General features: G+C 68.9%; 13 protein-coding genes. 5 read left to right on the top strand and 8 right to left on the bottom strand.

Going from position 1 to position 12312, the window contains the following annotated elements:
* Positions 1-43 precede the first annotated feature (43 nt).
* Positions 44-766, bottom strand: a complete 723-nt coding sequence (locus BW39_RS17025) for a DsbA family oxidoreductase (protein WP_013800118.1) — start codon at positions 764-766, stop codon at positions 44-46.
* 94 nt (positions 767-860) lie between these two features.
* A complete protein-coding gene (locus BW39_RS17020) occupies positions 861-1754 on the bottom strand; it encodes a LysR family transcriptional regulator (protein WP_043823234.1) in 894 nt (297 codons plus the stop codon).
* A gap of 138 nt (positions 1755-1892) precedes the next feature.
* Between BW39_RS17020 and BW39_RS17015 the strand changes: the two genes are divergently transcribed.
* The gene (locus tag BW39_RS17015; RefSeq protein WP_013800120.1) at positions 1893-2249 is read left to right on the top strand and encodes a zinc ribbon domain-containing protein YjdM; all 357 of its coding nucleotides are present in this window, start codon (positions 1893-1895) and stop codon (positions 2247-2249) included.
* Positions 2250-2251: 2 nt separating this feature from the next.
* Entirely contained in the window at positions 2252-3274 is a 1023-nt protein-coding gene (locus tag BW39_RS17010; RefSeq protein WP_043823232.1) for a hypothetical protein, read from the top strand.
* Here the strand turns inward: BW39_RS17010 and BW39_RS17005 are convergent.
* Entirely contained in the window at positions 3271-3906 is a 636-nt protein-coding gene (locus BW39_RS17005; protein WP_043823229.1) for a pseudouridine synthase, read from the bottom strand. The two genes, BW39_RS17010 and BW39_RS17005, sit on opposite strands and share 4 nt — an antisense overlap.
* A gap of 4 nt (positions 3907-3910) precedes the next feature.
* Positions 3911-4819, bottom strand: coding sequence for a LysR family transcriptional regulator (locus BW39_RS17000; RefSeq protein ID WP_043823227.1), 909 nt, complete (start codon positions 4817-4819; stop codon positions 3911-3913).
* Between the two features lie 76 nt (positions 4820-4895).
* Between BW39_RS17000 and BW39_RS16995 the strand changes: the two genes are divergently transcribed.
* From BW39_RS16995 to BW39_RS16985, 3 genes are all read left to right on the top strand, one after another.
* Complete coding sequence (locus tag BW39_RS16995; RefSeq protein ID WP_013800124.1) at positions 4896-5369, top strand: CidA/LrgA family protein; 474 nt, start codon at positions 4896-4898, stop codon at positions 5367-5369.
* A 5-nt stretch (positions 5370-5374) separates the two neighbouring features.
* Positions 5375-6067 (top strand): LrgB family protein, encoded by a 693-nt coding sequence (locus tag BW39_RS16990; RefSeq protein ID WP_013800125.1) that lies wholly within the window; start codon positions 5375-5377, stop codon positions 6065-6067.
* An 875-nt stretch (positions 6068-6942) separates the two neighbouring features.
* Positions 6943-7257, top strand: a complete 315-nt coding sequence (locus BW39_RS16985; protein ID WP_043823225.1) for a hypothetical protein — start codon at positions 6943-6945, stop codon at positions 7255-7257.
* A gap of 104 nt (positions 7258-7361) precedes the next feature.
* On the opposite strand, the gene BW39_RS16980 is transcribed toward BW39_RS16985, so the two are convergent.
* From BW39_RS16980 to BW39_RS16965, 4 genes are all read right to left on the bottom strand, one after another.
* Positions 7362-8810, bottom strand: a complete 1449-nt coding sequence (locus BW39_RS16980; RefSeq protein ID WP_043823223.1) for an aldehyde dehydrogenase family protein — start codon at positions 8808-8810, stop codon at positions 7362-7364.
* Positions 8811-8846: 36 nt separating this feature from the next.
* Positions 8847-10184, bottom strand: a complete 1338-nt coding sequence (locus BW39_RS16975; protein ID WP_043823221.1) for an enolase C-terminal domain-like protein — start codon at positions 10182-10184, stop codon at positions 8847-8849.
* A 44-nt stretch (positions 10185-10228) separates the two neighbouring features.
* On the bottom strand, positions 10229-11215 hold the full coding sequence (locus BW39_RS16970) for a 2-hydroxyacid dehydrogenase (RefSeq protein ID WP_043823218.1): 987 nt from the start codon (positions 11213-11215) through the stop codon (positions 10229-10231).
* 105 nt (positions 11216-11320) lie between these two features.
* The gene (locus tag BW39_RS16965; RefSeq protein WP_012202189.1) at positions 11321-12280 is read right to left on the bottom strand and encodes a Bug family tripartite tricarboxylate transporter substrate binding protein; all 960 of its coding nucleotides are present in this window, start codon (positions 12278-12280) and stop codon (positions 11321-11323) included.
* Positions 12281-12312 lie beyond the last annotated feature (32 nt).

Below are 12312 nucleotides of genomic sequence, written 5' to 3'. Positions count from 1 at the left end.
GAAGGCGGAAAAACGCCGATGAAAAAAGCAAAGACGGGGGCGCTCAGGCCGCCAGGAAGTGCAGCCGTTCGCGCAGCGCAGCCAGCGACTGGGTCTGCAGCGGCGGCAGGCGCGGCGCGATCAGCGTGGGAATGGAGCGCAGGCCCATGCGCTGCGCCAGCGCGCGGTCCTGGCGCACCTGCTCCAGCGCCTGGGCGCCTTCCATGCAGCCCGCGAAGGCATTGCGCTCGAAGCCCGTGCGCGTGGCGATGTCCAGCAGCACTTCGGCGTCGCCGATGTTGCGGTGCTCGCTCATGTGGGCGTGCTGGATGGCGTCGAACAGATCCCAGTGCGCGTCATCGCCGCCCAGGATCTGGGCCGCCTGGCAGGCCAGTGCGCCGGCCATGCCGCTGGGGTATTCGAAGGCCTCGCGGCGCATGCCCTCGATGTCGATGCGGTCCTCGTCGTCATGCTCCGCGCAGGCCTGCCAGTGCTCCAGGATGACCTGCTTGGCGCGCTCCATGGAGCCGAAGGCCGCCACCATCTCGGCGCGCGAGGCCTGCAGCACGAAGCTGCGGTGGCGCACGCGCAGGCCCAGCTCGCGCGCCACCTGGCGCAGGCGTGGCGACATCACGTAGCACCAGCCGCAGACCACGTCATGGAAGAAGTCGATGGCGGGGGCGACGGCGGGCGCCGCAGCAGGCGCCGCCTGCAGGGCCTGCTGCGGCGAGGGGGCCGCCGCATCCTGCGCGGGCAGGGCGCAGGAAAAATCATTGCATTGCGTCATGCTTGTGTCCTTCATGGCTGTGATGGACGGCAAGCGTAGGCCGCAGGCCCGGCGCGAAAAAGGGGCGCGCGCTTGAGGAACTCTTAACGCGGCGTCAACAATCCTCGCCCATGGCGGCAGGCAGCTCCTCGGCCAGAAAATCCACGAAGGCGCGCACCTTGGGCAGCAGGTGGCGCTGCGTGGGATAGACCGCGTAGACATGGCGGGCCTGCGCGGCCTGGTCCGCAAGGTCCAGTGCGACCAGCTGGCCTGCCGCAATCGCCGGCCGCGCCAGGAACGAGGGCAGGGCGCCAATGCCCAGGCCCGCCACCAGCAGGTCGCGCAGCATCAGGCTGTTGTTGACGTTGGCGCGCGCCTCGGACGGCGCCTGGGGGCTCTCGCCCGCTTCGCGGGGCGCATGCGCCAGGCTGTAGTTCAGCAGCGCATGGCCGCGCAGCGCGGCGGCACTGGCCGGGCGGCCATGCGCCTGCAGATAGGACGGGGCCGCGCACAGCATCTGCGACAGCGAGGCCAGGCGCCGCGCGATCAGCGAGGAGTCAGCCAGCTCCGCGCTCAGGCGGATGGACACATCGAAGCCCTGGCCCACCGCATCCACCAGCCGGTCTTCCATGGACAGGTCGATCTGCAGCTGCGGATGGCGCTGCATGAAGCGCGCCAGCAGCGGCGACAGCGTGCTCAGCGCAAACGACAGCGGCGCATTCACGCGCAGCCGGCCGGCCACCTGCTGCGACTGCGCGCGCACCGACTGCTCCAGCGCATGGAATTCATCAAGCAGCCTGCAGCACTCTGCGTAGTAGGCCTGGCCCGTGTCGGTCAGGCTCATGCGGCGCGTGGTGCGCTGCAGCAGCACGGCGCCCAGATGGGCTTCGAGCGCGCGCAGCTGCTTGCTCAGCGCGGCCGAGGACAGGTCCAGCGCGTCGGCCGCCTTGGCGATGGAGCCCAGTTCTACGATGCGCCGGAAGGCGCGCAAGGGGGTCAGCGTATCCATGGGGAAAAAGCAAAGAGTGGCGCGCAGCGTAGCAGGCCGCTCGGGTTTGCCGGGGCATGCCTGCGGGGGCAGGGGCGACAATCGCCAGGTACGGCGCGCCCGCCGCGCCCCTTTGTCTTCACCGAATCTGTCCATCCCATGCCCCAGACCACTCCCGCCTGCCCCCAGTGCGGCCTTGAAAACACCTATCCCGACGCCACCAGCTACATCTGCCCCGACTGCGCCTTCGAATGGCCCATGCAGGCCGAAGAAGAGTCCGGCGAAGCCGCCGCTGGCGACGGCATCGTGCGCGACGCCAACGGCAATGCGCTGGCCGACGGCGATGCCGTGATCCTGGTGAAGGACCTCAAGGTCAAGGGCTCGTCCACCGTGCTCAAGAAGGGCAGCAAGATCAAGGGCATCCGCCTGGTCGATGGCGCCGATGGCCACAACGTGGACTGCAAGACCGAACTGGGCTCCATGCTGCTCAAGTCGGAGTTCCTCAAGAAGGCCTGAGCATGCTGGCGCTGTCGCTTGCGGTATCGGCGGTCCTCGGGCTGCTGGCGCTGTGGGTGTTTGCGCCCCTGTTCATTGCGCTGACCGCTGGCGCGGTGGTGGCCCTCATGCTGCTGGCACTGGCCGGCCGTACGGGTCTCACGGGCCGCACCGCGCGCACCCTGCCCGTGGCGGGCTGGTGGGCCGTTGCGCTGTGCGCCGGCGCGGCCTGCGTGGCCATGCTGGTGCTGCTGCCCGACCGGCTCGATGGCGCGCCCTTCCTCGCCTTCGGCATGGGCCTGCTGGCAGCCACCTGCGCGGGGGCGCTGGTCTGGTTGACGGGCTGGCTGATCGCCGGGCGGCAGCCTGTGCCGGTGTCATGGTGGACCGGATCGGCCCTGGCCGGCCTGGGCGCCTTCCTCGCCCTGCTGCTGGGCGGCCCCGATACGGCGGGCTGGATGGCCTGGCGCGACCAGCTGCGCGGCTACGAGGCCGTGCCGCTGCGCATCACGCTGGCCGAAGCGCCCACGGCGCAGCGCGAGCAGGCCCTGGCCGAACTGCTGCAGCCCTTGCTGGAGCAGGGCAGCCGCGCCGTCAGCCATCGCCAGTCCACGCGCTTCGGCAACTCGGTAGAGCATGCCGTGGTGCCCGCCCGCTGGCGCATCGATGGCAGGCTGCTGGAGATCATGCTGGCTGAGAAACCCCCCGCGCCCCTGCTCAGCGCCCATGTCGCTTTGCTGGAGCAGTTCGCCGCCAGCGGCCCCGCCCAGGCGGGCCAGGCACCGTCCTGGCTGATGCTGGCCAGCGCCCAATGCCTGCCGCCGCCGCGCCTGCGCGAGCTGTCGCGCCTGCTGGGCCAGGGCAGCGAGCTGCTGGCCCGCGCGCGGCGCTGCACGCAGCAGCGCTCGGCGCAATTGCAGCGCCTGTGGCCGCTGCTGGCCGGCAGTGTGGAGCGGGTGGAAGTGTGCGAGGCGCGGCGCTTTCGTCCGTGGCTCGGCCTGCAACGCTGGCAGGCTGTGGCACTTCCCGACAATCCGGAGCCCTAGGCGGGCTCCACGTCCTTCCACTGGCCGGGCTCCAGGCCGTCCAGCGTGTAGGGCCCGATGGCCGCGCGCACCAGCCGCAGCGTGGGGTGGCCAATGGCCGCCGTCATGCGGCGCACCTGGCGGTTGCGGCCTTCGCGGATGACCAGCTCGATCCAGCAGTCGGGAATGTTCTGGCGCACGCGGATGGGCGGGTCGCGCTGCCACAGCACGGGCGGCGGCTCCAGCCGGCGCGCCTGCGCGGGCAGCGTCATGCCGTCGTTGAGCTGCACGCCCTGGCGCAGGGGCTGCAGCGCGGCCTCGTCGGGCAGGCCCTCGACCTGTACCCAGTAGGTCTTCTCCATCTTGAAGCGCGGATCGGCGATGCGCGCCTGCAGCGGCCCGTCATTGGTCAGCAGCAGCAATCCTTCGCTGTCGGCGTCAAGCCGGCCTGCCGCATGCACGCCCGGCACGTCGATGTATTCCTTGAGGCCACGCCAGCGGCCCTCGGGGGTGAACTGGCTGAGTACGCCGTAGGGCTTGTTGAAGCACAGCAGGCGTGAGGGGCCGGTGTCGGGCCGGTCGGCGAAGGCGGGCCGGGCGCGCAGGGCCGGGCCTGCAAAAGGGCGCAAGGGTGGGCGTTTTCTGGGTTGCATGGACTCAGCGATTGTCGTCGGGATAGACCGCACGCACGCACTCCAGCCAGGCCCTCGCCGCGCGCGACAGATAGCCGCTGCGCCACAGCTGCACCACGTCCCAGTGCAGTTCAGGCCCCACCAGCGGGCGGCTGGACACGCGCCGGGGGTCGAACCGCGCGATCACGTGCTCGAACATCACGGCCACGCCCACGCCTTCTGCCACCAGGTCGCCGATGAAGTCCCAGTAGCGCGTCTGCAGCCGCACCTGTGGGCTGAAGCCTGCCGTCGCGCAATGCTCCAGCACGGCCTGGTGCAGGGCGAAGTCCGAGGTGTAGAACACAAAGGGCCGCCGGGCCAGCTCGCTCCAGTGCACGGGTGCGTCCGGATCGGGCACCTCGTGCGCGGCAAAGGCCACGCGTGTCTTCTGGTGGGCGATGGTGCAGTACTCCAGGCCCTCTCCGGCCAGGTCACCACCTGCCTCGCCCGCGCCGTGCAGGCCCAGCGCCATGTCCAGCTTGCCGTCCAGCAGCAGCTGGCGCTGGGCGCGTGCGCCCTGCTCCTGCACATGCAGTTCCACACCCGGATGCAGTTGCTGAAAGCGCGCGATCACGGGCGCCATGTAGTGCCCGGCCGTGGGCATGATGCCCACGCTCAGGCTGCCGCGCGCAATGCCGTCCACCTCGGCCACCTCCTGCAGCAGCTGGCGTGACTGCTCCAGCACCTGCAGGCCGCGCGCATGGACCACCTGGCCCGCGTCGGTCAGTTGCACACCGCGCCCCTCGCGCAGCAGCAGCGGGCCGCCCAGCTCCTCCTCCAGCGCCCGCACCATCTTGCTGATGGTGGGCTGGGTCACATGCAGCGCCTCGGCCGCACGCGTGAAGCTGTTGCAGCGCACCACCTCGACAAAGTAGCGCAGCGCGCGCAGGTCCATGAGGATTCCTTTTGTGCATGGGAAAAATGGAGATTATTCATTTTACGAATCTGAGTGCAAACCCTAGGATTGCCCCATGTCAAAGATTTCCGCCATGCCCGTCCTGCGGCCGCAGGTGTTTCAGGGTCTGCTGCATCACTGCTGGCCGCTGCTGCGCGGCATGCTGCAGGTGGGGCTGCTCAGTGCGCTGTGGGTGGCCATGGAGGCCGTGCGCGCCCATTTCGGCTGGGGCATGCCGGCCGGGCTGATCGGCTTCGCGCTGCTGGCCACGGGCCTGTTCAGCGGGCTGGTCAAGGCGCGCTGGCTGCAGGGCGGCACCAACTGGCTGCTGGCCGAGATGCTGCTGTTCTTCGTGCCCGCCATGCTGGTCGTCACCGAATACACCGAGCTGATTCAGCACCAGGGCCTGCGTATCCTGGGCGTCATCGTGGCCAGCACGGCCTGCGTGATGGCCGCCACGGCGCTGGCCGTGGACCGCGTCTACCGGCTGGAGCTGTGGCTGGCCCGGCGCCGCTCCACGCGCGCCGGGCTGCACAGGGAGCAGGAATGAACGCCATGTCCGACCAGGCCATAGGCCTGCTGTCGCTGCTGGCCACGCTGGCCTGCTATGCGGCCAACAAGCGCGTGTACCGCCGCCATCCGCATCCGCTGCTCATGCCCATCGTCGCCACGCCCATGGTGCTGATCGCGCTGGCGCTGCTGACCCATGTGCGCTACCCGCAGTACATCGCCCAGACGCACTGGCTGGTCTGGCTGCTGGGCCCCACCACGGTGGCCTTTGCGCTGCCCCTGCACGAAAACCGCCACCTGCTGCGCAAGCACTGGATGTCGATCGCCACCGGCGTGCTCGTGGCCAGTGGCGTGTCCATTGCCACCACCATCTGGTTCGCACAGGCCTTCGGACTGCCCGTGGACCTGCAAAAGGGCCTGGCCGTGCGCTCGGTGACCACCCCCTTCGCCATCGAGGCCGAGCGCGTGCTGGGCGGGCCCACCGACCTGGCCGCGCTGTTCGTGCTGCTCACGGGCGTCAGCGGCATGCTCATGGGCGAGACCATCCTGCGGCTGCTGCCGCACGTGCGCAGCAAGCTGGCTGCGGGCGCCATTCTGGGTGGTGCCGCTCATGGCAGCGGGGTGGCGAAGGCGCGGCAGTTCGGGGATGTGCAGGCGGTGGTTGCTTCGTTGGTGATGATGATTGCGGGGGCGTTGAATGTGGTGGTGGCGCCTTGGGTGAGGGTGCTGTTTTTCTGAAGTGATGCGGGAGCTACTATCCGTGACCGGGGTTTGATGGCTGGGGTTTTTGGGGACCCGGCTGTCTTTGGGTTTGGGGCGGGATGGGGCTACCCGTGAGGGCGTCCGCATGCCTTGCACATGGTCTTGACTCCCGCCCACCTTGTTTGCTTTTGGCTTAGGTGCAATCTTTTGCCCCTGCCGGGTGGTTGTTTTTCGAGGCCGGGTCTCGGCCCGGCAGCCGACTGCCCTTTCTTGATTCGCCAAGAAAGGTCAGATCAAAGAAGGCGACCCGGATGTCCGCGACCCCTTCGCTTCGCTGCGGGGCAACCTGCGCCGTGGCGGTTGCGGGGTTCGCCGTGAAACTCTCTTCGCGCTGCGCGCTACGTTCAAACAATCACGGCGAGTCAGATGACGAAGCAGTCCTGTCCTTCGGCAGGACTGCAACCCCGCAACCACCACGGCGCAGGCGCTGACATACGGGGAGTTGGCCCGGGCCTTCGCTGCGCTCGGCCTGGGGCTTCGGGGCGCTTGCCTTCTTGAAAGCCTCTATCATCGCGGCAACCCCCTGTTCCGGGGCCGGTGCGTAAGAACACCCAAAACGAAGCGGTGCGGCCTCGCCGTCAAGGAGGCCTTGTCACGTCTGATTTCCGGAGCGTGGGCGCAAGCCTGCGTTCCTGCGGTTACGGACGGGATGGGGCTACCCGCAAGGGCGTCCGCACGGCTTCGTTCGTGTTCTTAACATCCCGTCCACCTGTCTGTGCGTAAGAACACGGGCCGGTGGTTTTTGTTCTCACGAAGGAGTACGAAACCATGCACAGCATTTCTTCTTTTGCATTCCCCTCTGTCACCCAAGCGCCTCACTCTCGCGCATCTGCCGTGGGAAGGGTGACGCCATGAGTACCGCATCCACAATCCCCACCCAGGCCACGCCGCAGCAGTTGAGCCATGCCGTGACCGAGATCGGCCGGCTGACGCTGCAGGGCAGCAGCGAGGTGTATTCCCTGGGCCAGCTGGCGCTGGCCTGGCTGGAGCGGCCCGAGGGCTACCGCAATCTAGAGGTGGTGGCCAATGCGCTGCAGGCCATTTGCGGGGCTGCGCAGCGGATGGAGGAACTGGTGGAGGACGAGGTCAACCACGTGCATTGCCTGCAGGAAGACCCGGCGTATCTGCGGCGGATGGCGGCTGCTGCGGTGGCGTTCCAGCGCTGATTCGCTGGTCCGCTTGCCAGGGCGCCCCGGGCTGCTGACTCCCGGAATCCGCCCAATGAAAAAGCACCTCGAAAGGTGCTTTTTTCTCGTCAGCCGGATGCTGTTCAGGCCAGCGTGTAGGCGGTCTTCACCGTCGTATAGAACTCCTGCGCATAGCGGCCCTGTTCGCGCGGGCCGTAGCTGCTGCTCTTGCGGCCGCCGAAGGGCACGTGGTAGTCCACGCCGGCCGTGGGCAGGTTGACCATGACCATGCCGGCCTGGCTGTGGCGCTTGAAGTGGGTGGCGTGCTTGAGGCTGGTGGTGGCAATGCCTGCGGCCAGGCCGAAGGGGGTGTCGTTGGCTACGGCCAGGGCTTCCTCGTAGTCCTTCACGCGGATGACGCTGGCCACGGGGCCGAAGACTTCCTCGCGGTTGATGCGCATGGCGGCGGCGGTGTCCACGAACAGGGTGGGCGCCATGTAGTAGCCCTTGTTGCCGCTGCCGGTGTGGCAGGCGGCGGCTGCGCCGCCCGCAGCCAGCACGGCGCCTTCGGCCTTGGCGATTTCCACGTAGCTCAGGTCCTGCTCCAGCTGGGCCTGGCTGACCACGGGGCCCATGTCGGTGCCTGCGGCGCGGGCGTCGCCCACCTTGATCCTGGCCATGCGGGCCTGCAGGGCCTCGATGAAGGCGGGGTAGATCCTGTCGGTGACGATGAGGCGGCTCGATGCCGTGCAGCGCTGGCCCGTGGAGTAGAAGCCGCTTTGCGCGGACAGCTCCACGGCCTGGGTGAGGTCGGCGTCGTCCAGCACGATCTGCGGGTTCTTGCCGCCCATCTCCAGCTGCACCTTCTTGCCGCTTTCCACGCAGGCGCGGGCAATGCCGCGGCCCACGCCGACGGAGCCGGTGAAGCTGATGGCGGCCACGTCGCTGTGGCGCACCAGGGCATCACCGATGACGCGGCCCGGGCCCATGACGAGGTTGAAGACACCGGCCGGAATGCCCGAGCGGTGAATGATGTCGGCCAGCGCCCAGGCGCTGCCGGGCACGAGGTCGGCAGGCTTCAGGACCACGCAGTTGCCGAAGGCCAGGGCCGGGGCGATCTTCCAGGCGGGAATGGCGATGGGGAAGTTCCACGGCGTGATCAGGCCCACCACGCCGACGGGCTCGCGCGTGATTTCCACGCCGATGCCGGGGCGCACGGAGGGCAGGATCTCGCCGGCCAGGCGCAGGCATTCACCCGCGAAGAACTTGAAGATCTGGCCTGCGCGGCCGACTTCGCCAATGGCTTCGGGGCGGGTCTTGCCTTCCTCGCGCGCCAGCAGGTCGCCCAGCTCTTCCTTGCTGGCCAGGATTTCGTTGCCGATCTTGTCCAGGGCGTCGTGGCGGGCCTGGATGCCCGAGGTGCTCCAGGCGGGAAAGGCCGCGGCCGCCGCGGCGATGGCGGCTTCCACATCGGCGGCATTGCCCTGGGCGTACTCGCCGATCACATCGGACAGGTCGCTGGGGTTGGTGTTGGCGCTGTAGCCGTCGGCGGCCTTCCATTGGCCGTTGATGAGGTTGTCGTAGCGGGACATGAGGTGCTCCGGGAAAGGGGTAACGGAAGGAAGGGGTCAGCGCACCATGCAGGGGCGCTTGTTGTCGAAGGTCCAGCCGGGAATCAGGTACTGCATGGCCATGGCGTCATTGCGCGCGCCCAGGCCGTGCTCCAGGTACAGGGCGTTGGCGCGCTGCAGCGCGGCGCGGTCCACGGTGACGCCCAGGCCCGGGGTCTTGGGTACCTCGACGAAGCCGCCCCGGATCTGCAGCGGGTTCTGGGTGAGGTACTGGCCGTCCTGCCAGATCCAGTGCGTGTCGATGGCCGTGACCTTGCCGGGCACGGCGGCGGCCACGTGGGTGAACATGGCCAGCGAGATGTCGAAGTGGTTGTTGGAGTGCGATCCCCAGGTCAGGCCCCAGTCGCGGCAGGTCTGGCCCACGCGCACGGAGCCGGCCATGGTCCAGAAATGCGGGTCGGCCAGGGGGATGTCCACGGACTGCAGCGACAGCGCATGCACCATCTGGCGCCAGTCGGTGGCGATCATGTTGGTGGCCGTGGGCAGGCCGGTGGCGCGGCGGAATTCGGCCATGACTTCGCGGCCCGAGAAGCCGTTCTCGGCGCCGCAGGGGTCTTCGGCATAGGCGAGCACGCCGTGCATGTCGCGCATGAGGCGGATGGCGTCCTTGAGCAGCCAGCCGCCGTTGGGGTCCAGCGTGACGCGCGCCTGCGGGAAGCGCCTGGCCAGCGCGGTGACGGCCTCCACTTCCTGCTCGCCGGCCAGCACGCCGCCCTTGAGCTTGAAGTCGTTGAAGCCGTAGCGCGCGTGCGCCGCCTCGGCCTGGCGCACGATGGCGGCCGGGTCCATGGCGGTCATGTGGCGCACCTGCGTCCAGTCGTCGCTGCCGCTTTGGTCTTCGCCGGGCTGGACGTAGGGCAGGTCGGTCCTGTCGGTGGGGCCGGTGAAGAACAGGTAGCCCAGCATCTCCACGCGGTCGCGTTGCTGGCCTTCGCCCAGCAGGGCTGCCACGGGCACGCCCAGGTGCTGGCCCAGCAGGTCCAGCAGAGCCGATTCCACGGCGGTGACGGCATGCACGGCAATGCGCAGATCGAAGGTCTGCAGGCCGCGCCCGCCCGTGTCGCGGCCGGCCAGGGCCTGCTGCAGGTTCTGCAGCAGCTTGAGGTGGTTGCCCACGGACTGGCCGATGAGCAGCGCCTTGCTGTCCTCCAGCGCCTGGCGTATGCCTTCGCCGCCAGGCACCTCGCCCACACCGGTGTGGCCCGCGCTGTCGTGCACGAGCACGATGTTGCGCGTGAAGTAGGGCGCATGCGCGCCGCTGAGGTTCATGAGCATGCCGTCGCGGCCGGCGACGGGAATGACTTCGATCTCGGTGATGGTCGGGGTGGAGGACATGGCGTGCTCTTGGATCGTTTGGATCGGTCTCTGGGAAAAAACGGCTATGCGGCGGCGGTGGCCGCCTGCTGCGCGGCGGACCACGGCACCTCGGCCTCGGGCCGGCCCGTGGCGATGAACTGCGCCAGGTTGCGCAGCACGAGGTCGGCCATGGCGCGGCGGGTTTCATGCGTGCCGCTGGCGATGTGGGGCGCAAGCACCACGTTGTCCTGCGACAGCAGCTCGGCATGGGGGCGTGGCTCGTCCTCGAACACATCCAGGCCCGCGCCCGCGATGCGGCCCTGCTGCAGGGCCTGGACCAGGGCGGCCTCGGCGACCACGCTGCCGCGCGCCACGTTGATCAGAAAGCCCTGCGGGCCCAGCGCGTCCAGCACCTCGGCGTTGACCAGGTGCTGCGTGCCGTCGCCGCCTGCGGCCGTGATGACGAGGAAGTCGCTCCAGCGTGCGAGTTCGAGCAGCGAGGGCTGGTAGAGGTGGGGCGATCCTTCGACCGGGCGGCGGTTGTGATAGGCCACCTCCATGTCGAAACCGGCCGCGCGGCGCGCCACGGTGGAGCCGATGCGGCCCATGCCGAAGATGCCCAGGCGCTTGCCGCTGGCGCGCGTGCGGATGCCGAAGCGGCCTCGGCTCCAGTCGCCCCGGCGCACGAAGCGGTCGGACTCGCTCAGGCCACGCGCCGCATCCAGCAGCAGGGCGAAGGCCATGTCGGCCACGCAGTCGTCCAGCACGCCGGGCGTGTAGCCCACGCGGGCGCCCTGGCGCAGCAGGGACTCGCGGTCCAGCGCGTCGAAGCCCACGCCGAAGCTGCTCACGAAGCGCAGCCTGGGCAGGGCCTGCACCACGCTCGCGGGCACGCCCATGGCGGCCGAGGTGACCAGGTATTCGAACTGCGCGCCGTGCTCGGCGAGGAAGCGCTCGCGGTCGGGCTGCTCGGACAGCAGCGTCACCTCATAGGCCTGGGCCAGCTCGGCATCGAGCTGGGGCAGCGGCATCTTGCCGAACTGGAGAACGCGTGGACGGGAGGTCGCCATGCCTTGGAATCCTTGGAACTTGCGGGGGCTGGAAGCCCCGGTGAAAAGGGCCTGCGGTGCGCAGGCCAGCGGGAACGGCCCTGGGGCCGGCCCGTTGTTTCTAGCTCAATCAGCAGTGATTTTTCGGGTCTGGATCAGTTGCTTCCAGCGCTCCGACTCCTGGGCCTGGTAGCGCGTGAATTCCTCGGGCGTGTTGCCCACGATCTCCAGGCCCTGCTCCACGAAGCGCTTGCGGATGTCGGGCTGCTGCACGGAGGCGATGGCGGCCTTGGCAAGCTTGGCCTTCACATCGGCGGGCAGTCCCTTGGGCGCGGCCAGGCCTTGCCAGGAGTAGACCTCGGCGCCCTTGACACCCGCCTCGGCCAGGGTGGGCACATCGGGCAGCACGGGCGAGCGCTGGCTGCCGGTCACGGCGATCGCATGCAGCTTGCCGCTGCGCAGATGGGGCAGCACGGCGTTGACGTTCTGGAACGAGAAGTCCACCTGGCCGCCGATCAGGTCGGTGATGGCCGGGGCGCCGCCCTTGTAGGGCACGTGCATGCCTTCGGTGCCGCTTTGCTGCCAGAACAGCTCGGCCGACAGATGGTCCGAGGAGCCGTTGCCCGAACTCGCGAAACTGATCTTGCCGGGGTTGGCCTTGAGCGCGGCGATGACCTCGGCCACGGTGCGGGCCTTCTGCGCGGGGCTGGCCACGAGCACGTTGGGTGCCTGCACGGGGATGGTGATGTAGTCGAAGTCCTTGCCTGCGTCATAGGGCACGTTCTTGACCAGGTGCGGCGTGACCACGAAGGGGCCCAGCGAGGCCACCAGCAGCGTGTAGCCATCGGCCGGTGCGCGCTTGACGGCGCCCGCGCCGATGGTGCCCGTGGCGCCCGGGCGGTTTTCCACCACGAAGGGCTTGCCCAGCTGTTCGCCCATGCTCAGGGCCATGGCGCGCGCCACGGTGTCGGTGGAGCCGCCGGCCGGGAAGGGCACGATGATGTTGACGGCCTTGTCCGGAAAGCTGCCGGCCGCTTGCGCCGTGAGGGCCAGTGCGGCACCCAGCGTGATCAGAATCTTCTTCATGTTCTTGTCTCCTGGGGGGCGCAAGGGCCGGA

Origin of the sequence: Delftia sp. RIT313, from assembly GCF_000632165.1 — a bacterium.
Lineage (GTDB): Bacteria > Pseudomonadota > Gammaproteobacteria > Burkholderiales > Burkholderiaceae_C > Comamonas > Comamonas acidovorans.
The sequence above is the reverse complement of the archived record's forward strand: the minus strand, read 5'-3'. Positions and strand labels throughout refer to the sequence as shown.

Coding starts and splice junctions, on each gene's coding strand:
- BW39_RS16985 (WP_043823225.1), top strand. CDS start 6,943: ATGAGTACCGCATCCACAATCCCCACCCAGGCCACGCCGCAGCAGTTG.
- BW39_RS17020 (WP_043823234.1), bottom strand. CDS start 1,754: ATGGATACGCTGACCCCCTTGCGCGCCTTCCGGCGCATCGTAGAACTG.
- BW39_RS17010 (WP_043823232.1), top strand. CDS start 2,252: ATGCTGGCGCTGTCGCTTGCGGTATCGGCGGTCCTCGGGCTGCTGGCG.
- BW39_RS17005 (WP_043823229.1), bottom strand. CDS start 3,906: ATGCAACCCAGAAAACGCCCACCCTTGCGCCCTTTTGCAGGCCCGGCC.
- BW39_RS16980 (WP_043823223.1), bottom strand. CDS start 8,810: ATGTCCCGCTACGACAACCTCATCAACGGCCAATGGAAGGCCGCCGAC.
- BW39_RS17000 (WP_043823227.1), bottom strand. CDS start 4,819: ATGGACCTGCGCGCGCTGCGCTACTTTGTCGAGGTGGTGCGCTGCAAC.
- BW39_RS16995 (WP_013800124.1), top strand. CDS start 4,896: ATGTCAAAGATTTCCGCCATGCCCGTCCTGCGGCCGCAGGTGTTTCAG.
- BW39_RS17025 (WP_013800118.1), bottom strand. CDS start 766: ATGACGCAATGCAATGATTTTTCCTGCGCCCTGCCCGCGCAGGATGCG.
- BW39_RS16990 (WP_013800125.1), top strand. CDS start 5,375: ATGTCCGACCAGGCCATAGGCCTGCTGTCGCTGCTGGCCACGCTGGCC.
- BW39_RS16965 (WP_012202189.1), bottom strand. CDS start 12,280: ATGAAGAAGATTCTGATCACGCTGGGTGCCGCACTGGCCCTCACGGCG.
- BW39_RS17015 (WP_013800120.1), top strand. CDS start 1,893: ATGCCCCAGACCACTCCCGCCTGCCCCCAGTGCGGCCTTGAAAACACC.
- BW39_RS16970 (WP_043823218.1), bottom strand. CDS start 11,215: ATGGCGACCTCCCGTCCACGCGTTCTCCAGTTCGGCAAGATGCCGCTG.
- BW39_RS16975 (WP_043823221.1), bottom strand. CDS start 10,184: ATGTCCTCCACCCCGACCATCACCGAGATCGAAGTCATTCCCGTCGCC.